General features: G+C 38.7%; 21 protein-coding genes and 2 riboswitches. Of the genes, 17 read left to right on the top strand and 4 right to left on the bottom strand.

Annotated features, from left to right (window positions below; genetic code table 11):
- Together V7147_RS01870 and V7147_RS01865 are read left to right on the top strand one after the other, a co-directional pair.
- Positions 1–564 (top strand): SDR family NAD(P)-dependent oxidoreductase (locus V7147_RS01870; protein ID WP_335366159.1); only part of this gene is annotated, 564 nt, incomplete at its 5' end.
- A gap of 173 nt (positions 565–737) precedes the next feature.
- Entirely contained in the window at positions 738–1,688 is a 951-nt protein-coding gene (locus V7147_RS01865) for a Gfo/Idh/MocA family protein (protein WP_335366158.1), read from the top strand.
- Between the two features lie 45 nt (positions 1,689–1,733).
- Here V7147_RS01865 and V7147_RS01860 read toward each other — a convergent pair whose 3' ends face one another.
- Positions 1,734–2,705: an ABC transporter substrate-binding protein gene (locus tag V7147_RS01860; protein WP_335366157.1), complete on the bottom strand. Its 972-nt coding sequence runs from the start codon at positions 2,703–2,705 to the stop codon at positions 1,734–1,736.
- 287 nt (positions 2,706–2,992) lie between these two features.
- Here V7147_RS01860 and V7147_RS01855 point away from each other — a divergent pair, with 287 nt between their 5' ends.
- From V7147_RS01855 to V7147_RS01835, 5 genes are read left to right on the top strand one after another with little or no spacing between them, the layout of a single operon-like run.
- Complete coding sequence (locus V7147_RS01855; protein WP_335366156.1) at positions 2,993–3,997, top strand: FecCD family ABC transporter permease; 1,005 nt, start codon at positions 2,993–2,995, stop codon at positions 3,995–3,997.
- Complete coding sequence (locus V7147_RS01850) at positions 3,994–5,052, top strand: FecCD family ABC transporter permease (RefSeq protein WP_335366155.1); 1,059 nt, start codon at positions 3,994–3,996, stop codon at positions 5,050–5,052. Before V7147_RS01855 ends, V7147_RS01850 begins: the two co-directional genes overlap by 4 nt.
- Before the next feature lie 23 nt (positions 5,053–5,075).
- Positions 5,076–5,885, top strand: a complete 810-nt coding sequence (locus V7147_RS01845) for an ABC transporter ATP-binding protein (protein WP_335366154.1) — start codon at positions 5,076–5,078, stop codon at positions 5,883–5,885.
- A gap of 4 nt (positions 5,886–5,889) precedes the next feature.
- Complete coding sequence (locus V7147_RS01840) at positions 5,890–6,696, top strand: IucA/IucC family C-terminal-domain containing protein (RefSeq protein ID WP_335366153.1); 807 nt, start codon at positions 5,890–5,892, stop codon at positions 6,694–6,696.
- The gene (locus V7147_RS01835) at positions 6,668–6,916 is read left to right on the top strand and encodes a YusU family protein (RefSeq protein ID WP_335366152.1); all 249 of its coding nucleotides are present in this window, start codon (positions 6,668–6,670) and stop codon (positions 6,914–6,916) included. Before V7147_RS01840 ends, V7147_RS01835 begins: the two co-directional genes overlap by 29 nt.
- A gap of 38 nt (positions 6,917–6,954) precedes the next feature.
- On the opposite strand, the gene V7147_RS01830 is transcribed toward V7147_RS01835, so the two are convergent.
- Together V7147_RS01830 and V7147_RS01825 are read right to left on the bottom strand one after the other, a co-directional pair.
- A complete protein-coding gene (locus V7147_RS01830; RefSeq protein ID WP_335366151.1) occupies positions 6,955–7,326 on the bottom strand; it encodes a spore coat protein in 372 nt (123 codons plus the stop codon).
- Between the two features lie 14 nt (positions 7,327–7,340).
- Positions 7,341–7,649, bottom strand: coding sequence for a hypothetical protein (locus tag V7147_RS01825; protein ID WP_335366150.1), 309 nt, complete (start codon positions 7,647–7,649; stop codon positions 7,341–7,343).
- 213 nt (positions 7,650–7,862) lie between these two features.
- On the opposite strand from V7147_RS01825, the gene V7147_RS01820 reads away from it, so the two are divergent.
- The gene (locus V7147_RS01820; RefSeq protein ID WP_335366149.1) at positions 7,863–8,780 is read left to right on the top strand and encodes a proline dehydrogenase; all 918 of its coding nucleotides are present in this window, start codon (positions 7,863–7,865) and stop codon (positions 8,778–8,780) included.
- Positions 8,781–9,093: 313 nt separating this feature from the next.
- On the opposite strand, the gene V7147_RS01815 is transcribed toward V7147_RS01820, so the two are convergent.
- Positions 9,094–9,243, bottom strand: coding sequence for a YuzL family protein (locus tag V7147_RS01815; protein WP_083497369.1), 150 nt, complete (start codon positions 9,241–9,243; stop codon positions 9,094–9,096).
- A gap of 245 nt (positions 9,244–9,488) precedes the next feature.
- On the opposite strand from V7147_RS01815, the gene V7147_RS01810 reads away from it, so the two are divergent.
- The 9 genes from V7147_RS01810 to V7147_RS01770 all read left to right on the top strand — a co-directional run bounded on the left by V7147_RS01810 (position 9,489) and on the right by V7147_RS01770 (position 20,186).
- Positions 9,489–11,873: a 3-hydroxyacyl-CoA dehydrogenase/enoyl-CoA hydratase family protein gene (locus V7147_RS01810; protein WP_335366148.1), complete on the top strand. Its 2,385-nt coding sequence runs from the start codon at positions 9,489–9,491 to the stop codon at positions 11,871–11,873.
- A gap of 60 nt (positions 11,874–11,933) precedes the next feature.
- The gene (locus V7147_RS01805) at positions 11,934–13,112 is read left to right on the top strand and encodes an acetyl-CoA C-acetyltransferase (protein WP_335366147.1); all 1,179 of its coding nucleotides are present in this window, start codon (positions 11,934–11,936) and stop codon (positions 13,110–13,112) included.
- Between the two features lie 58 nt (positions 13,113–13,170).
- Entirely contained in the window at positions 13,171–14,955 is a 1,785-nt protein-coding gene (locus V7147_RS01800; RefSeq protein ID WP_335366146.1) for an acyl-CoA dehydrogenase family protein, read from the top strand.
- Between the two features lie 301 nt (positions 14,956–15,256).
- The gene (locus tag V7147_RS01795; RefSeq protein ID WP_335366145.1) at positions 15,257–15,616 is read left to right on the top strand and encodes an arsenate reductase family protein; all 360 of its coding nucleotides are present in this window, start codon (positions 15,257–15,259) and stop codon (positions 15,614–15,616) included.
- 116 nt (positions 15,617–15,732) lie between these two features.
- Complete coding sequence (gene gcvH / locus V7147_RS01790; RefSeq protein WP_335366144.1) at positions 15,733–16,116, top strand: glycine cleavage system protein GcvH; 384 nt, start codon at positions 15,733–15,735, stop codon at positions 16,114–16,116.
- A gap of 260 nt (positions 16,117–16,376) precedes the next feature.
- A complete protein-coding gene (locus V7147_RS01785; RefSeq protein WP_335366143.1) occupies positions 16,377–16,727 on the top strand; it encodes a toprim domain-containing protein in 351 nt (116 codons plus the stop codon).
- 84 nt (positions 16,728–16,811) lie between these two features.
- Positions 16,812–17,117 (top strand): thioredoxin family protein, encoded by a 306-nt coding sequence (locus tag V7147_RS01780; RefSeq protein WP_335366142.1) that lies wholly within the window; start codon positions 16,812–16,814, stop codon positions 17,115–17,117.
- A gap of 100 nt (positions 17,118–17,217) precedes the next feature.
- Positions 17,218–18,492, top strand: a complete 1,275-nt coding sequence (locus tag V7147_RS01775) for an MFS transporter (protein ID WP_335366141.1) — start codon at positions 17,218–17,220, stop codon at positions 18,490–18,492.
- Positions 18,493–18,683: 191 nt separating this feature from the next.
- A riboswitch (SAM riboswitch) is annotated at positions 18,684–18,786 on the top strand.
- Positions 18,787–18,863: 77 nt separating this feature from the next.
- Positions 18,864–20,186 carry an O-acetylhomoserine aminocarboxypropyltransferase/cysteine synthase family protein gene (locus tag V7147_RS01770; protein WP_335366140.1) on the top strand — a complete coding sequence of 441 codons (1,323 nt, stop codon included), beginning with the start codon at positions 18,864–18,866 and terminating at the stop codon, positions 20,184–20,186.
- A 112-nt stretch (positions 20,187–20,298) separates the two neighbouring features.
- A riboswitch (SAM riboswitch) is annotated at positions 20,299–20,405 on the top strand.
- Positions 20,406–20,575: the final 170 nt, after the last annotated feature.

The following is a 20,575-nucleotide window of genomic DNA, read 5'->3' as shown; positions in this document are numbered from 1 at the left end:
AAAGTAATGGAACGAATTTTTTCATCCATTGATTTTTCAAATGCAGAAGGAATTTATTTAGTAAACAATGCAGGAACGATTGATCCAATAAAGCCAATTGGTAAGGCGAGTCCAAGGGAACTAACGGAAAATATTCATGTTAATCTGTTGGCACCGATGCTCTTAAGCTCCTATTTCATTCGTCATACGGAATCGTTTGCAACCAAAAAGGTAATTGTGAATATTTCTTCGGGTGCTGCAAACCGTGCCAGACATGGCTGGACAGCATACTCTTCGTCTAAAGCGGGAATTGATATGTTCACAAAATCGGTTGCCTTTGAACAGCAATCTGTAGAGAATCCAGTTTCCGTGATTTCATTTTCACCAGGTGTCATGGACACAGAAATGCAAGAGGTTATTAGAAAAACAAAGAAAGAGGATTTCGCAGAAGTTGAGCAATTCATTGAATTCAATGAGAAAGGCATGCTAAGATCGCCTGACTTTGTAGCGGGTGTTGTCCTAGACCTGATCTTTAATCAAGAAATCATAAATGGTCATGTATATGATATAAAATCATTTTTATAAGAATTGGAATCCCCCGTCCTAGTGGAAGGGGGATTTTTGCTAAAGCCCAATTATTGAAAAAAATACGCAATTTGTACCAACAGACCCCCAATTAAGTAGGGGCAATTTTTTTAGGTCATAATAGACGATTCTAAGAGTCGGAATTATAATAGTGAATGGGAGGAGAGAAGCAGATGGAACAAGTAAGAGTAGGAGTAATCGGCCTTGGGGCAATTGGGGAAAGATTAATCCAAGGTTTTAATGCAAATAAACAGACAGTTGTCACAGCAGTAGTTGATACGGATAAAGAGCGTGCCACAAGAATGGCGGAAAAGCTAGGTGGAATCAACTGGTATGATAACCATAAGGACATGTTGGCAGAAGAGAAGTTGGACCTGGTCTATGTAGCTGTCCCGCCAAAATTTCATCATGCGGTAACAATGGATATCATTGAAAAAGGGATTCATGTGTTATGTGAAAAGCCATTGGCAAATTCAGTTGTTGAAGCAAAGGAAATGTTTGATAAAGCGGAGCAAACGGGAATCATCCATGCTATGAATTTCCCACTTAACTATAGTAGCCCTGCAAATACCTTTGATCGGATGATTAAAGAAGGATACATAGGAAAATTACGTAAGCTTGAACTTTCCATGAACTTCCCAAATTGGCCACGATTATGGCAGCAGAACGATTGGGTAGCAGGCCGTGAACAAGGTGGTTTTGTGTTGGAGGTAGGAGTCCATTTTATTCAATTAACACAACGAATCTTTGGTTCTATTACGCATTTAAATAGCTGGTTGGAGCTCCCTGAAGACACTAGCAAATGTGAAACAGGGGTTATCGCCACGTTAGAATTAGAAGATGGAACACCAATGGTTGTCAATGGAATGAGTCAAATTGCCGGAGCGGAGCGAATCGCTTACACAGCTTATGGGACTGATGGAACCCTTTCACTAGTAGATTGGGGGAAGCTTGAAGGTGGTAAGCTAGGTGAAGAGATTCTACCAATTGAAATGGAAAAGGAAGTAAACTCGACGCTCATTGACCATCTTGTTGCTGCAATTTCCGGCAAAGAAAGCCACTTGTATTCATTTGAGGATGGATATAAGGCACAGATTATTTTAGAAAAACTGCGTGAAAAATAAACAAAAGAAAGGCTCCCACCGAAAATGGAGGGAGCCTAAATTTTTTCATTTAGCTAAGTACTTTTCAATATCATCAAGCATAAGATTTGCTGCTAAAACGCCACCCGCAGTGTTCCATATAGGGTCACTTACTTTGTAAACATTGCCTTCCTTCACGGCGTTTAATCCTTTCCATAATGGATTATTAATCCATTCTTCTTCAACCTTAGTTGCCTCGCCATTCCCGGTTTCATATGTGAAGTAGAAAATAACGTCTCCGTCCATAAGCGGAATTTTCTCTTGGTCGACTTCACGCACGAATTGATCATTCGTATCTTGGGCGAATAGTTCAACCTGTTGCTCTGGGCGTTTTAATCCTAATTTTTCAAAAATTACACCTGAGAAGGTGTCGGTATAATAGATACGAGTTCTACCTTCCATAAAACGGACAACTGACACTTTTGTATCAGTATTAATATTCTCTTTTACTTTATTTAAGTGGTCTTCAAACTCAGCAAGAACCTTTTTGCCTTCTTCTTCTTTATTGATTGCTTTTGAATAGAGCGTAAAGTTCTTTTGCCAATCTCCTCGTAAATCCTCGGCAAATACAGTAGGTGCAATTGATTTTAATTGCTCGTAAATTTTTTCCTGGCGCATTTTGTTGCCGATAATGAGATCTGGCTCAAGGGCAGCGATTGCTTCGATGTTGACATTGCTTTCTTCACCAACAACTTCTACATCTTCCATTTGATCCTCGATATGTGCGTACCAAGGGTCGCCAATCCATGAACGAACCGCCCCTACAGGCTTAACTCCCATTGCTATTAAAGCCTCTGTTCCTTCGTTCGTTAATACAACAATTCTTTCCGGGTCTTTGTTAATAGGTGTTGAACCCATGGCATGTTCAACTGTGTATGTATTAGGGCTTTCAATTTCCTCATTCTTGTCTGTATTATCTTCGGCCCCACAAGCAGCTAATACGAGTGAAAATACTGCTAGCGTAAAGAATATTAGATAGGCTTTCTTTTTATAATTCATTTTGTATCCTCCTGTTAATTGATAATGATTTTCATTTACATTTAAGATGATAATGTGATTTGAATGTTTAGTCAATACAAAATTGAGAATGATTTTCAATCTGTTGACAATCATTCTCAATTCCAATAGACTAAAAGAAAAATATGATACTAATTTTCATCGTCTTTTACATATGTATAAGAAGGCGTTAGAGAAGCAAAGCATAACTAAAAGCGCCTACTATTTATTAACATAAACATGTTTAATTAACTTTATTCGGTAGGAGTCCCCAAGGAGTCTTAAATATAATGGTTTTGAAATCAAATACAGCTAAATTTGCAGGACTTAGTATTGGAATTTTATTATTGCTTTTTTCAATGTGTGCGAGCATTGTTTATGGATACACAAATACGTCCTGGAAAATGGCTTACGAAACATTCACTGCTTATAATGGCTCAAACGAACATATTATTATTGAAACAATTCGACTACCACGTGCACTCATTGCTGCAGCTGTTGGAGCAAGTTTGGGAATAGCAGGAGCTCTCATGCAGGCTCTAACGAAAAATCCATTAGCATCACCAGGAATTTTTGGGGTCAATGCAGGAGCGGGTTTCTTTATTGTAGTCGCTGTTTCTATATTCTCGATAAACTCCTTGCAAGCCTTTACTTGGGTTGCTTTTTTAGGAGCGGCGGTTGCCGCATTTATTGTCTATTTCATTGGTTCACTTGGTCGGGAAGGTCTCACTCCAATGAAATTAACATTAGCGGGAGCGGCAATGGCGGCCATGTTTTCTTCTTTTACACAAGGCTTGCTAGTAATTGATGAGATGGCGCTAGATCAAGTATTATTTTGGCTTGCAGGCTCCATTCAAGGAAGAAAGCTTGAAATGCTTACGAGTGTCCTACCATATTTGGGGATTGCATGGGTCGCCTCACTGCTATTAGCTAATAAAATCAATATCCTTACAATGGGCGAAGATGTAGCAAAAGGACTTGGACAGCGAACAGGAACTGTTAAGCTTTTAACAGCTATTACAATCATCCTGTTAGCAGGTGGGGCCGTTGCGGTAGCAGGACCAATTGGATTTATCGGCATTGTCATTCCACATCTCTCCCGGGCTTTAGTTGGCATTGACCACCGCTGGATTCTTCCATTTAGCGGAATTCTTGGCGGTGTTTTACTCCTATTAGCGGATATCTCAGCTCGGTATATTGTTATGCCAGAAGAGGTACCGGTAGGTGTTATGACGGCAATAATCGGAACACCTTTCTTTATTTATGTGGCGAGAAAGGGGTTTCGTAAAGCATGAACAAATATAGATCCTTTCGGATTGGGAAAAAGGGATATATCTCTTTATTAATTGATCATAAAGCACTTATCACATTTTTATTTTTAGTAGCAGTAGCACTTATCTTATTTATAGTAAGTACTGGTTTAGGTGAAATGAAGATCGATCCGGTTACAGTTGTAAAAACATTGTTTGGATATGGGACGCGAATGGAGCAACTGGTCGTTACATCATTCCGTTTACCTCGTATTATCATTGCCTTTTTAGTAGGAATGGCACTTGCAGCTGCAGGAAGTATTCTACAAGGAATTATACGAAATCCGCTTGCCTCACCAGATATTTTAGGGATTACAGGTGGTGCGTCTGTCGCGGTGGTCGCCTTTTTAGCATATTTCTCAAATTCAAGTAATGCTTTAACAGTAAGTATAAAATGGATGCCAGTTGCCGCATTTATTGGTGCAACGATTGTCGCTTTTTTAGTGTATGTATTGGCTTGGAAAAATGGAGTTTCACCTATTCGCCTTGTATTAATCGGAATCGGGGTTTCAGCCCTCACACAAGCTTTAACAACGACATTTATGATAATGGGACCAATCTATCAAGCAAGTCAGGCAAATATTTGGATTACCGGAACGGTTAATGGGTCAACATGGGCAAATGTACAAATCCTAAGCCCAGTTGTCATCATTTTATTGCTCGTCTGCTTGATGCTCGCACGAAACCTAAACATTCAGGAGCTAGGAGAAGAGCTTGCAACTGGTGTTGGAAGTGCCGTTCAGAAGCAAAGATTTCTTTTATTACTAGTAAGTACTGCATTAACAGGTAGCGCTGTTGCTTTTGCTGGCGGGATAGGTTTTGTGGGATTGATGGCACCACATATGGCACGAAGATTAGTTGGTTCAGCTTTTGGAGCATTGCTGCCGACAGCAGCTTTATTAGGCGGAATTCTTGTCGTGCTAGCAGATTTAATTGGTAGAACTGCATTCTCACCAACCGAAGTTCCAGCAGGAGTGTTCACTGCCGCAATAGGAGCACCTTATTTTATCTATTTACTTTATAAGAGTAGAAACAGCTAAAAAGTTGTAAGGGGGTGTACTTGATGAATGCATTGAAAACGGAAAGTTTAACATTATCGTACGGGGAATCCATTATCATCGAAGACTTACATCTTGAAATTCCAAAAGGTGAAATTACTGTTTTTATCGGTGGAAATGGATGTGGAAAATCAACCTTGCTTCGTTCTTTAGCAAGACTTTTAAAACCGAAACAAGGAGCTATTCTCCTGGAAGGGGATGCAATCGCAAAACTTCCAACAAAGGAAGTAGCGAGAAAGCTTGCCATTCTACCGCAAGGACCAACTGCTCCTGAAGGCTTGACCGTCCTTCAGCTGGTTAAGCAAGGTCGTTACCCTTACCAAAACTGGCTCAAGCAATGGACTGAAGAAGATGAAAAAATGGTCAACCATGCATTAGAAGCTACAAACATGAAGAGTTTCGCTGAACGTACTGTCGATTCACTTTCAGGTGGTCAACGTCAACGTGCATGGATTGCAATGACACTTGCACAACAAACCGATATTATTTTACTTGATGAACCAACCACCTATCTTGATATGACACATCAAATCGAGATTCTCGACCTTCTATTTGAATTAAACGAAACTGAAAAACGTACGATTATCATGGTTTTACATGATTTAAATTTAGCTTGCCGCTATGCTCATCATATTGTAGCGATAAAAGACAAACAAATCTACGGACATGGCAAACCTGAACTAATCGTGAACGGTAGTCTTGTAAAAGATGTGTTTGGAATGGATTGTGAAATTACCGTTGATCCGTTGTTCGGAACACCTTTATGCATTCCACACGGCAAGGGAAGAAGGATATTAAATAATGTGGGGGTATAAGTCTATGTCAAACCTCCTTTTGGAAACGGAAATTGAACAATTAAAAGAATTTCGATTTAGTGACAGGCAATTTCATTCTAGCTTTTCAAGTCCAATGATGGAGCTTTTTAAAGAAGAAAAAATAAAGCTGTATTTGGAGAATGTCGGGCGAAAAATTTCAGCACCAGATAACCGAGTAGCGGCATCCATGTTCATGAAGCGTTATGGCTTTTTCGCGGTCCTTAATTTGTATGCGATGACGGTCTTAAACAAACAATTAAATGTTTCTTTGTCAAACATTTCATTAGAAACTAGTGATGAAGAGAAAATTTGGTATTGGAATCCAAAGTTCTATTTTTCTGACCTTCAGACCGTGTCAGCTCCTTCCGATACCAGAGATAAATGGCGAGATGAAACGATTTACGCTATTTTTCATGATCATATCCATGAAGTCTTAATGACACTTACTAAACATACGGGGTTGTCAAAAAAGGTTCTTTGGGAAAATGTTGCGATTTATGTGTATTGGCTCTATGAATCTGTATTGGCAAATCCAAAGTTTGATGATAAACGAAAGATTATCCAGGATGACTTCGAATATCTCGTGAAGAAAGCAGAAGGAAATTTATTCGGAGCGATTGCATTCAACCCTTTATCACGTTATTTTGGGATAAAGGTATATCGCCCAGAATACGACTCACATATCCGAACCAGGAAAACATGTTGTCTTTACTATAAGACAACGAGTTCGGAAGACCGCTGCAAAACATGTCCGCTAAATTGTAAAATAGGAGATAAGAAAGATGACTCAAAAAATAGAAGAACAAGTTGATGGATTGCTAGAAAAATACACAGAGCTTTTACTTGGTGAAAGTTCACCTGAATTAAAGGAGAAAGTAAAGCTTTGGTCGCTCTATATGCATATTTCAAAATCAATGCCACCGCTAGCTAAGCACTGGAACGAGACCTATCCAGATGCAAAAGAAGGCATCAAGGAAATCATCGCAGAAATCAAAAAATTAAATGAAGAACATCGTTCTAGAAATAAGTAAGAGATGAAGCACCTATTGAGGTCTTCATCTCTTTATTTTTATTGAATATGATTTGGAAATTGTGTAGTTGTATAGTTGTAAAACTGTTGAAGCTTTTGTTGAACCTTTTGCGTTTCTGCTTCCTCGAGTTTATACCATCCGTTTTTAAACATTAGATTATAAAGATCTCGTTGACAATCCAGAGTTTCATTAAAAATGGAGTGGATATCCTCATATAATCCATCATGACTCATCTCATGTAAAGCAGTGGTATAGGCTGAGGTCATGTATTTTTCCGTTGCTAACATGTCGTTGATAAAATCGCGATCATTCATTTGTGGCGTTTTTGGAACGGTTGTTTTTGGATTTTTCACTTGGTTTTGATTTTGATTTTGATTTTGATTCATCTGCTGGTTCATTTGTTGATTCATTATGTAGCTCCTTTCTATTGCATTTGCTGGCTTTGGATTTGGCTTTGGCTAGGCATTTGCGGTGCTTGTCCTGTATGCTTTTGCATATGATCTAAAATCTGACGATAGTGGCGCTCGTGCATTTGGCAGGCTTTTTCAAGCGCCTGTGAGATTTCAGATATCTGACATTGCCCAGCATAGAAGTGTGCCTTTTTTAATGCCAAGAGGTTCCATGACATCATATCGGTTAAATATAAGAGATCCTTTGATGTAATAACCGCTGGTGCTTCAGACATTTGTGGTCCCTTTGGTGTATAAAAAGGTTGCTGTTGCTGTTGTTGCATATAAAACCCTCCTTATCCGATTTTTCAATATTAGGTTGCCAACAAAACGTTTTTGTATGCAATGCATAGTATAAAACATAGCAAGGTTCTAAATGTAAGCGTTTAATAAATTTTCCAGATGTATATTCAAAGCAAAATAAACGTGATAAAATATATGAGGATTTAAGAGATTAATAGAATTGCAACTAGAGTAGTTTCGAGGGGGAACTTGGAATGGAACAAGTTTTACGAAATTTCTTTTTGTTTTTATCAAAAAATAAAGCGTTTACAAAATTAGCAAGAAAATACGGTCTACGTTTTGGTGCATCAAGGTTTGTTGCAGGTGAAACAATCGATTTAGCGGTGAAAAAAATAAAAGAGCTAAATTCAGTGGGGCTTGCGGTCACCATTGATTATCTTGGTGAATTTGTTGACACTATAGAAGAAGCAAATTTGATGGCCGACGGCTCAATCAAGGCAATTAAGGCAATTGGTCGAGAAAAATTAAATGCACAGCTTTCTTTAAAAATGACCTCTATGGGATTGGATATTTCAGATGAGGTTGTGATGAATAATATGCGCAGAATCCTTGATGCCGCTAAAGAAAACGATGTCTTTGTTACCATTGACATGGAGGATTACTCGAGATGTGAAAAGACAATTGAAATTTTTAAAGAACTTCGAAAAAAGTATGACAATGTAGGTACGGTTATTCAAGCCTATTTGTATCGTACTGTCAAAGATATTGAGGATTTAAATGAATATCATCCAAATCTTCGCCTAGTTAAAGGCGCTTATAAGGAGTCTCCTGAAGTAGCATTCCCTGAGAAAAAGGATGTGGATGAGAACTTTAAGAAAATCATAAAAATTCATCTGTTAAATGGAAACTATACAGCAGTAGCCTCACATGATGAGGCGATGATCCAGTATACGAAGGAATTAGTGAAGGAGCATAATATCAGTCATGACCAATTTGAGTTCCAAATGCTTTACGGAATTCGTACAGAACGCCATGAGGAGCTTGTTAAAGAAGGCTATACCATGCGCGTGTATGTACCATATGGAACCGACTGGTATGGGTATTTCATGAGACGTCTTGCAGAACGTCCGGCGAACGTAGCTTTCGTTTTGAAAGGTGTGTTTGGGAAATAGGTTGTTTTGGTTGTAAGCTAAACTTTCTTAGTTATTAAGGACATTTAGAGCCTAACGGTGCTTCGAAAAGTCCTTCATCGGAGTTATGAAGGACATTTGAGGCATCATGTTGCTCCGGAAAGTCCTTCATCGAGCTTATGAAGGACATTTGAGGCATCATGTTGCTCCGGAAAGTCCTTCATCAAGCTTATGAAGGACATTTGAAGCTTGAAGTTACCCCGGAAAGACCTTCATTGGGCTTATGAAGGACTATTTGAACTTGATATCGTTCCAAAAAGTCCTTCATCGAATCCTAATCTCTGCCAAAAAATTCTTATTCTTCTCCGCCCGTATTATGTGCACCGTATTGTTGGTTTGTGGACCCAGTTTTCCCAAATTTTGCTCTGGAATCAGGACCAGCATTTCCTTTTACACTTGCTGCACTTACAGCGCGTTTTGATGGGTTTTTATCAACTTTTGCCATTTGGTTGTCACCTCCATTTTTAGAATCACCTGAATCCCGAATTTCAATCCGACTTAACAGGAAAAAGAAAAATTGTTTCTTGAATATATTGCGAAAATTTAAATATTGATTTATATTAAGATATAAAGGAACTGATTCTTTTGGGTGTTCAAACATTCATGGGTTCGAATTGAATAAGGAATATTTTTTTTGAAGGAAAAATGAATGAGTGTTCATTCAAATAAAATCAAAGGGGGAAACTGTGAATGATCCAAAGCATTAAAAGAGCTGCAGTTCTTGGTTCGGGAGTTATGGGCTCGGGTATTGCAGCGCATTTAGCAAACATCGGAATACCTACCTTACTATTAGATATTGTTCCTCGTGAACTTTTAGAAGTAGAAAAAAAGAAAGGGCTTACAATCAAAGATAAAGAAGTCCGAAATCGTTTGAGTCAAACAGCAATCCAAAAGTTGTTGAAACAAAAGCCGGCACCTCTAACTTCTAAGGAGAATATCGCTCTAATCACAGCTGGTAACCTTGAAGATGATTTGGCAATGCTTGCAGAAGTGGATTGGATTATTGAAGTGGTTGTTGAAAACCTTGACGTTAAGAAAAAAGTTTTTAGCCAAATCGATGAGGTAAGAAAGCCGGGTAGTATCGTTAGCTCCAATACATCAGGTATTTCAGTCGAGGCAATGGCCGAAGGACGTTCAGACGATTTTCAAAAGCACTTTTTAGGAACTCACTTCTTCAACCCACCTCGTTATTTGAAGTTGCTTGAAGTGATTCCGACAAAAAACACAAGCCCAGAAGTACTCTCTTTTATGAAAACATTTGGTGAGGACGTATTAGGTAAAGGTGTCGTTCAAGCAAAGGATACACCGAATTTTATCGCGAACCGAATTGGAACTTATGGGCTGCTTGTAACCGTTCGTGAAATGCTTAAAGGTGGATACAGCATTGGTGAAGTAGACTCCGTTACTGGTCCAATGATTGGGCGACCTAAGAGTGCAACCTTCCGTACCCTTGATGTGGTAGGACTCGATACATTTATTCATGTTGCAAACAATGTTTATGAACAAGTTGAGGGAGAAGAAAAAGAAGTTTTCAATGTTCCTGAATTCATGAAGAAAATGCAGGGAAAAGGCTGGCTAGGAAGTAAAGCAGGCCAAGGATTCTTCTTGAAAAAAGGCAAGGAAATCCTTGAACTTAATCCCGAAACCCTAGAATACCAAGAACGAATGAAGCTCCAAACACCGGTTACTGCATCCATAAAACAAGTAAAAGGTACAGCAAATAAGCTTAAAACCCTTTTATACTCAGAAGACCGCGCAGGAAAGCTTTTATGGAATATTACAAGTCCAGCTCTCATCTATTCTGCTAATCTACTTGGTGAAATTGCGGACGATATTGTCGCTATTGATGAGGCAATGAAGTGGGGCTTTGGCTGGCAATTAGGCCCGTTTGAAATGTGGGATGCAATTGGACTTGAAAAATCTGTGAAGAAGATGGAAGCAGAAGGAGCTGTTGTCCCAGTTTGGATTAAAGATATGCTAGCAAACGGGAATACTTCCTTTTATAAGAATGAAAATGGCTCTGTTTCTTATTATCAAAATGGTGAATACAAATCCGTTAAGGTAAATCCGAAGCATATTCATATTAAAACCTTAAAAGAAACAAATGGCGTCATTAAGAAAAACAGTGGAGCAAGTTTAATAGATTTAGGCGATGATGTCGCATTATTAGAATTTACATCACCGAATAATGCAATCGGTTTCGATATTATCCAGATGATCAATTCCTCACTTGAAGAAGTGGCGAAAAACTACAAAGGTCTAGTCATCGGAAACCAAGCGAAAAACTTCTGTGTCGGTGCAAACCTTGCGATGATTTTAATGGAAGCGCAGGATGACAACTTCTATGACATCGAACTAGTCGTTCGCAATTTCCAACAAGCGATGATGAATATCAAATACAGTGAAAAACCAGTGGTGGTAGCACCATTTGGTATGACTCTTGGTGGAGGTGCAGAAATCTGTTTACCTACAGCGAAGGTTCAGGCATCAAGTGAAACGTATATGGGGTTAGTAGAAGTAGGTGTTGGTGTTATCCCTGGCGGCGGTGGTAACAAAGAGCTATATATCAACCACCTGCAAGGAATGCCGACAGGAGTAGAAGTTAATCTACAAAATGTCGCTAATAAAGTATTCGAAACGATCGCAATGGCTAAGGTGTCAACATCGGCAGAAGAGGCACGAATAACTAATTTTTTAACAAAAGAAGATGGTGTTAGCTTCAATGGTGACCACCTGATCCATGATGCAAAACAATCTGTATTGGCATTATCTGCACAAGGTTATAAAGGACCTGTAAGGAAGAAGGTGCCAGTGGTTGGTGAAACAGGTTATGCAACTCTACTTCTAGGTGCACAAGCAATGAAATATTCGGGCTATATTTCAGACCACGACCTTAAGATTGCGAAGAAGCTTGCATGGGTAATAGCAGGTGGAAATGTTCCATATGGTACTGAGGTAGATGAGCAATACTTACTAGACTTAGAACGAGAAGCATTCCTTAGCCTTGTCGGTGAACCTAAGACACAGCAAAGAATGCAACACATGCTTGTAAAAGGGAAACCATTACGTAACTAAACATACATGTCTGAAGGAGATTGAATCTCCTGCCTGTTTAATAAGTTAGGAGGGAATGTGTTGAAAGAAGCAGTCATCGTTGCCGGCGCGAGAACCCCGGTTGGAAAAGCGAAAAAAGGTACACTTGCAAATGTAAGACCAGATGATTTAGGAGCATTAGTTGTCAAAGAAACGTTAAAGCGTGCAGGAAATTATGATGGGAGTATCGATGATTTAATTATTGGATGTGCAACGCCAGAAGCCGAACAAGGCTTAAACATGGCCCGAAACATTGGAGCATTGGCAGGACTATCCCATACAGTTCCGGCAATTACTGTAAATCGTTATTGTTCTTCTGGACTCCAATCCATTGCGTACGCTGCAGAAAAAATTATGTTAGGTCATTCCGATACAGCAATTGCAGGTGGAGCAGAATCTATGAGTCTAGTACCAATGATGGGGCATGTTATCCGACCAAATGCTAGACTTGCGGAAACAGCACCTGAATATTATATGGGAATGGGTCACACAGCTGAGCAAGTTGCGGTTAAGTATGGGATTAGCCGTGAAGACCAAGATGCTTTTGCGGTAAGAAGTCATCAAAAAGCTGCAGCAGCTATAAAAGCAGGAAAGTTTTTGGATGAAATTGTACCTGTCGACGTCACTCTGCGTCATGTCGAAGCAAACAATAAATTAGTTGAAAAACATGTCCAGTTTTCTCAAGATGAAGGTGTCCGCGAAGATACGAATCTTGAGGTATTGGCAAAACTAAGACCCGCATTCTCAGTGACTGGTTCAGTTACAGCAGGAAATGCCTCACAAACGAGTGATGGTGCAGCAGCAGTAATGGTGATGGATCGTGAAAAAGCGATTAGCTTAGGCTTAACGCCATTCGTGAAATTTAGATCATTTGCAGTAGCTGGGGTGCCACCTGAAGTAATGGGAATTGGTCCGGTAGCTGCCATTCCAAAAGCACTTAAAATGGCAGGGCTAGAACTTTCTGATATTGGATTATTTGAATTAAACGAGGCCTTTGCTTCGCAATCTCTTCAAGTTATTCGTGAACTAGGACTTGATGAAGAGAAAGTAAATGTAAATGGTGGTGCAATTGCACTTGGTCATCCGCTAGGTTGTACCGGAGCAAAATTAACACTTACATTAATGCATGAAATGAAGCGCCGCAACGTACAATTTGGTGTTGTCACAATGTGTATCGGCGGCGGAATGGGAGCAGCCGGAGTATTTGAATTATTAGCATAAAAATATTGGCTAATCTTATTGGTTAGCCTTTAATGAATACTTTTTAGGGGGAAACAATATGTCAAATGCAACTGATAAAGTCGTTTTAGGTGGAGGCTTTTTAATCGAAGATCTTGAAGCGGACCGCGTCTTCACACCGGAAGATTACTCAGATGAACATAAAATGATTGCAAAAACAACAGAAGATTATATCGAAAATGAAGTTCTTCCACAGGTAGAACATCTTGAAAACCACGAATTTGATCGCTCTGTAAAATTATTAAAAAGTGCGGGAGATCTTGGGCTTTTAGGAGTAGACGTTCCAGAGGAGTATGGTGGTCTAGGACTAGACAAGGTAAGCTCTGCATTAATTGCTGAAAAAATGGCAAGGGCAGGCGGCTTCTCCATTTCTCACGGAGCACATGTTGGAATCGGCTCTCTTCCAATCGTTCTTTTTGGGAACGAAGAGCAAAAACAAAAATACCTTCCTAAATTAGCAACTGGTGAGCTGCTTGCAGCCTATGCGTTAACAGAGCCGGGTTCAGGTTCCGATGCGCTTGGTGCAAAAACGACTGCTAAATTAAATGCAGAAGGAACTCATTATGTGCTAAATGGCGAAAAACAATGGATTACAAACGCTGGTTTTGCTGACGTGTTTATTGTATATGCAAAAATTGATGGTGATAAGTTCTCTGCATTTATTGTTGAACGCGAGTTTCCTGGTGTATCAACTGGGGCAGAAGAAAAGAAAATGGGAATTAAGAGTTCTTCAACTCGTACTTTAATTCTTGAAGATGCACAAGTACCAGTCGAAAATCTTTTAGGTGAAGCTGGTAGAGGACACGTTATTGCATTTAATATTTTAAACATTGGCCGTTATAAGCTAGGTGTAGGTGCAGTTGGTGGAGCCAAGAGTGCATTTGAACTTGCGGTAAAATATGCAAATCAACGTCAACAATTTAAAACACCAATTTCAAAATTTGGTTTAATTCAAGAAAAATTGGCCAACATGGCATCAAAGATTTATGCGGCTGAATCTAGCGTGTACCGCACAGTTGGATATTTTGAAGACCGAATGGGTCAATTATCAGAAGAAGAAGTGAAGGATGGTAAAGAAGTAGCTAAATCAATTGCTGAATATGCAATTGAGTGCTCCATCAATAAATTTTTCAACACAGAGGTTTTAGATTATGTCGTGGATGAAGGCGTTCAAATCCACGGTGGATATGGTTTTATGCAGGAGTATGAAATTGAAAGAGCATACCGTGATTCACGTATTAACCGAATTTTTGAAGGAACAAACGAAATTAACCGTTTATTAGTTCCAGGAACTTTCCTGCGTAAGGCAATGAAGGGTGAATTACCTTTACTTGAAAAAGCAACACAGCTTCAAGAAGAGTTAATGATGCTAATGCCTGAAGAAGTGGGTGAAGGCGTTCTTGAGCAAGAGAAATACTTAGTTCGTAATGCAAAGAAGGTTGGACTAATGATTGCAGGTCTTGCTGCTCAGAAATTCGGGCCAAAGCTTGAAAAAGAACAAGAGATCCTTGCAAATATTGCTGATATCGCAGCAAATATTTATGCGATGGAGTCCGTCGTACTACGTACAGAAAAAGCAATCAATAAAACTGGTGAAGTGAAAAATCAGCAAAAAATTCTTTATACCCAAGTATTTGTTCAAGAAGCATTTAATGAAATTGAGGCTCATGCAAAAGAAACCCTTGTTGCAACAGAAGAAGGCGATGTATTACGTATGATGACATCTGCTTTGCGTAAATTAACTCGCTTTACCCCTGTAAATGTGATTGCGAAGAAACGTGAAATTGCCGCAACTCTAATTGAGGCAGAAAAATATTCAGTGTAACAACACCATTGAAAGAAGCTCCTATTTAATAGGGGCTTTTTCAATGCAAATAAAAAAGGTTTTTCTTTTTCTTTGCAGGATTTACTTGAAATAAGTCGAAATTAATCAGTGGTCTATATTTTTGTTTCAAAATCTAATATGGTAAAATATTAAATGTGGCTAGGCTAGCTCCAGCGCCTAGCCCCTCGAGGTCATAAGCCAATCCGTCAAGAAGGATAAAAGGCATCCTTCTCGTCGGCTTTTCTTATGCTTGTCGGGGCTGAACAAGGCGCTTGCGCTTTTTAGTTAAGGTGGTGAGAAGATGGCATTAACATTTTATTGGTATCCGAAATGCGGGACCTGTCGAAAAGCGAAAAAATGGCTTGAGGAACATAAGGTTGCTTTTGAGGAAATACATATTGTAGAGAATCCACCTTCAAAAGAGCAGTTAAAAGAAATGTACCAAAATAGTGGATTAGAATTAAAGAAATTTTTTAACACAAGTGGTCAAAAATACCGTGAGCTTGGGTTGAAGGAAAAAGTGAGTTCTGCGTCTGAGGATGAACTGCTAGAGATACTTGCATCAGATGGAATGCTTATTAAGCGCCCACTCACTACAGATGGTAACAAGGTAACCGTTGGATTTAACGAAGCGAAGTTTGAAGAAACGTGGGCAAAATAAAATCGAATGAAGGACCTATTCATTGATAGGACTTTTACATAAACATTTTGTTTGGGGAAACTCAGGCGGAATGAGTAAAATATATCTTATAAAATAGAATTAATGGAGGGTATAAAATGAACACACCTAAAGAATTACGTTATTCTGAAGAACACGAATGGGTGAAAGTCGAAGGCGCTAATGTACGTATTGGAATTACAGATTTTGCACAATCTGAATTAGGTGATATCGTATTCGTTGAACTTCCAGAGATTGGCGACGAAATTAAAGCTGACGAGCCATTTGGAAGTGTTGAGTCGGTTAAAACAGTATCTGAGCTTTATGCACCAATCAGTGGTAAAGTTGTTGAGATTAACGAGGACCTTGATGACAGCCCTGAATTCGTAAATGAATCTCCATATGAAAAAGCATGGATGATCGTTGTTGAACCTGCAAATGCTGGAGATGTTGAAAATCTTATGACAGCTGAGCAGTACGAAGAAATGATAAAAGAAGACTAATTTATTTTTAAGAAAGAACCATGGTAGGACTACCTCCTATTGATGGTTCTTTTTTGTTTAATATTGGATGTTTAGGACATTATAAAAACAGGATACATGGCGTGGCAGTGGTGATTTTTCCACTGCCTTTTTTTGACTCAGCTTCGTAAAGCATTCACCAAACCTCAAATCTAGCTATAAAATGAAGGAAAAGCAGTTGTACACATCGAATAGATTCAGTAAGCACAAATAATGTACACTTGAAGTAAGGTGATGAAATGGTGGCTTTTGACGATTTAGAAAAAGTAATCATTGTTGAGGGGAGAACGGATAAAAAGAAGGTTGAAACAGTTGTGAATGAACCTGTTGAAATCATTTGTACAAATGGAACGATTAGTATTTCTAAACTTGATGAATTAATTGAACATTTATTTAATAAAGATGTTTATATATTAGTGGATGCTGACAGTGCGGGTGATAAGCTAAGAAAACAGTTTAAACGCGAGTTTCCTGAAGCACGGCATTTGTTTATCGATAAAACATATCGCGAGGTTGCGACAGCCCCTGAACAGCATATTGCAACAGTACTTCTTTCAGCAAATATTGATGTTCACGCAGAATTTTTATTGTAGTAAGCATATAAAGCCTAATTTATATGTTTTTTCTAAAAACATGATACAATAAAATTAATTAAGAAAACAAAGGTTGTAGGAAATATGCAAGAATGGAAAGAACACGAAATTGATGCGGGGCTCGCCAATACAGATGAGTTTTGGCTTTATTTATATACTCCGATGTGTGGAACCTGCCAAGTGGCATCAAAAATGATCACGGTGGTAGATGAATTACTTCCTAACCTAACCATCGGAAAAAGCGATCTCAATTATTTACCCGGGAAAGCAATCGAATGGGAAATCGAGAGTGTCCCTTGTTTAATGCATGTGAAAAATGGGGAAGTCATACAAAAATACTATGCTTTCCACTCGGTGCCATATTTGCTTGAAATAATCTCAAAGGACTAAACAACGCACGTGATTTTGCGTTGTTTTTTTATTGCAATTTTTGTAAAAAGTTGTATGATGTTTAGGGAGTCGAAATACTTAAAACATCGTAGGAGCACATATGAGCGGTATATTTACTGGATGGAAAACCCAATACAAATCATACAATCAAAATATTAAACTATTTATTTTTGCGACTATTTTTACACAGTTAGGCATGGGTATGTTTACAATTATGTATAATTTCTATGTACGTGAACTAGGCTACTCCGAGCAAACAAATGGAACTATCATTGCCATGACAGCGTTGGCCTCTGCGATTATTCTAGTACCCGCAGGTCTTATGAGTGATAAATTCGGTCGGAAAAAAGTGATGTTACTAGGTGTCGCAGTTTCAACTATAGCTTTTTTTGCTAGAAGTATTTTAGATGTTGAACAATTACTCGTAGCGACAGCCTTTTTAACAGGCTTGTCGACTGCTTTTATTCAGGTTTCCGGTGTTCCGTGGTTAGCGGAAAACACAACTGCTAAACAAAGGGTTCATCTCTTTAGCTTTCATTCTGCAATCATGATGGTTGCGCAGGTTGTTGGAAACATTGCAGGTGGAGCATTGTCAGACACATTCCAATTTATTTTTCATATGAGTGGACTTTGGAGTGTAAGAATCACGCTTTTAATTGCAACTGTTATCTATGTTGCAGGAATTCTACCAATCATTAAAATGAACGAACAAAGAAAACAACCGGAAATGAAAACAGTTGTATCCTTTGGTCAAAAAATAAAGGCAAATAAATCGCAAATCAAACTAATTGCTTTGTTTGCCTTTGCACAGATGATCATTGGGTTCGGTTCCGGATTAGTCATTCCTTATCTAAATCTGTATTTTGCAGATCGCTTTTTAGCTAGTAATACAATAATCGGTTTAATTCTCTCATTGGGGCAAGCAGCAACCGCAATTGCGATGATTATAGGTCCCTATATTGTTAGTAAGGTGGGAGAGGTTCGCGCTGTAGTTTATTTACAATTATCATCGCTGCCATTCCTTTTACTCACTGGGTATACCGAGAATCTTTACATTGCAGCCATTGCGTTCTTATTTAGACAAGCATTAATGAATGCGGGTAATCCAATCCAAGCATCCCTTGTAATGGGACGTGTGAACGATTCGATGAAGGGGCTTGCCAATTCAGTGAATCAAATGGTGTTCTCATTAGGCTGGGCATTAATGGGACCTGTATCCACTTCAATTGTGATGCTGCATGGCGCTTATTGGGGATACGCATATGTATTTACAATCACGTCTGTCTTGTACTTAATAGGATCACTTTATTTCCTGATTGTTTTCAGTAGAAAGTCCTTTCGTAATGAGGGGAAATCTTTAGCAAAAATATCATAAAATGTCATATTTCCCCGGAAAAAAGGAGCAGATGCACAAAATTTGTAGAGTCTGTTCTGTATTGGTGTCGATATAAGAAAAAACACGGAATTTAGAATTCACCATTTTTTCTAAAAATTCATGTTGACTTATAAAAGAAAAAGAGTTAGCATAATATTAATCTATTAAAACATTAAAATTTCATACTTATAATCTTATCAAGAGTGGCGGAGGGAATGGCCCTATGAAGCCCGGCAACCGGTTATTTTACACGGTGCTAAATCCAACAGACTTAGTTTGTCTGTAAGATAAGAAGAGAATCCGTACATACACCTCTTCTTAATGAAGAGGTTTTTATTTTTATAAACATAAAAACAAAGGGAGAGATTCAGATGAGTGAAAAACAAAAAAATTATAGACCCGAAACAATCGCGATACATGGGGGTCTTGAAGCTGATCCAGTAACTGGAGCAAGAGCAGTTCCAATCTATCAATCAAATGCATATAAATTTAATTCAACCGAACATGCAGCAAATCTATTTGGTCTAAAGGAAAATGGTTATATTTATACTCGTATCCATAACCCAACAACAACTGTTTTTGAAGAAAGAGTTTCACAATTAGAGGGTGGAGTTGGTGCATTAGCAGTTTCAAGTGGAATGGCTGCAATTACAACGGCGATTCTGAATATTGCGGGTGCAGGCGACGAGATTGTATCTGCTTCTACCCTTTATGGTGGAACTTATAACTTATTCGCTAACACGCTTCCTAAATACGGAATTAAGACGCATTTAGTAGTACCAACAAATCCTGAAAACTTCCGCCAAGCCATTACGCCAAATACAAAGGCGATCTTTGCTGAAACAATCGGAAACCCAAGCTTAGATATCCTCGATATTGAAGCCGTCGCAAACATTGCCCATGAAGCAGGAATTCCGCTAATTATTGACAATACATTTGCAACACCATACTTATGTAGACCAATTGAACATGGGGCAGATATTGTTGTTCATTCTGCTACAAAATGGTTACTAGGGAATGGAACAACAATGGGTGGAATTATCGTTGATAGTGGTAAATTTGATTGGAATTCACCAAAATTCCCTGGGTTTACAACACCAGATCCAAGCTACCATGATTTGGTCTTTGCTGAAGCGTTAGGGCCAGTTGCATATATTATCAAAGCAAGAGTTCAACTTCTTCGTGATTTAGGTCCAGCTCTAAGTCCTTATAATTCATTCCAATTTAACCTAGGTCTTGAAACATTACACGTTCGAATGAAGGAGCACATTGCAAATACGAAAAAAGTGGTTTCTTATCTTAAAAACCATCCTGGGGTTGAATGGGTATTGTATCCTGGTGAAGACGACCATCCTAACAAACAATTAGCTGATAAATACCTACCTAAAGGTGCAGGTTCAGTTCTTATATTTGGTATTAAAGGAGGAAGAGAAGCTGGCGAGAAATTAATCAATAGTGTTGAGCTTTGGTCACATGTTGCAAACGTTGGAGACGCTAAGAGCTTAATTATTCATCCAGCTAGCACAACACACCAACAATTAAGTCCAGAGGATTTAAAATTATCTGGTGTAACAGAAGACTTAGTTCGTTTATCTGTTGGGATTGAAAATGTTGAGGATATTTTAGAAGATTTAGAGCAAGCGATTAAAGCAGCAAACGGAACAAGTTCAGTATTACCATTACCGACAGTTTAAGAAAATTGACTTTAGTGCATTAGTCATATTTTTTCCATTGACACCTTATCTATCAGGTGATAAGATAACCTTCGAGTTGTTTAGTAACGATAATAAGTAAATAAATTGATTACTCTTATTTAGAGAGGTGGAGGGATGTGCCCGATGAAGCCCAGCAACCGTCAACAACAGTTGAAAAGGTGCCAATTCACACAAAGCAAACGCTTTGGTAGATGAGAGGAAGGAATCACAAAATTGTGCCTTTCTGCTCTTTCTTGCAGGAAGGCTTTAATTTTATACGCTGCTCTTATCCGGCATATAAAATTAAAGTCCTCCGGCGGATGCCACAGATTTTCAAAGGAAATTTTTCGAGCAGTAAGATCAAAGACTAAGAACGCCACTTCCTGTGG

The sequence above is a fragment of the Bacillus sp. JJ1521 genome (assembly GCF_036965165.1).
GTDB lineage: Bacteria > Bacillota > Bacilli > Bacillales > Bacillaceae_L > Ferdinandcohnia.
The sequence above is the reverse complement of the archived record's forward strand: the minus strand, read 5'-3'. Positions and strand labels throughout refer to the sequence as shown.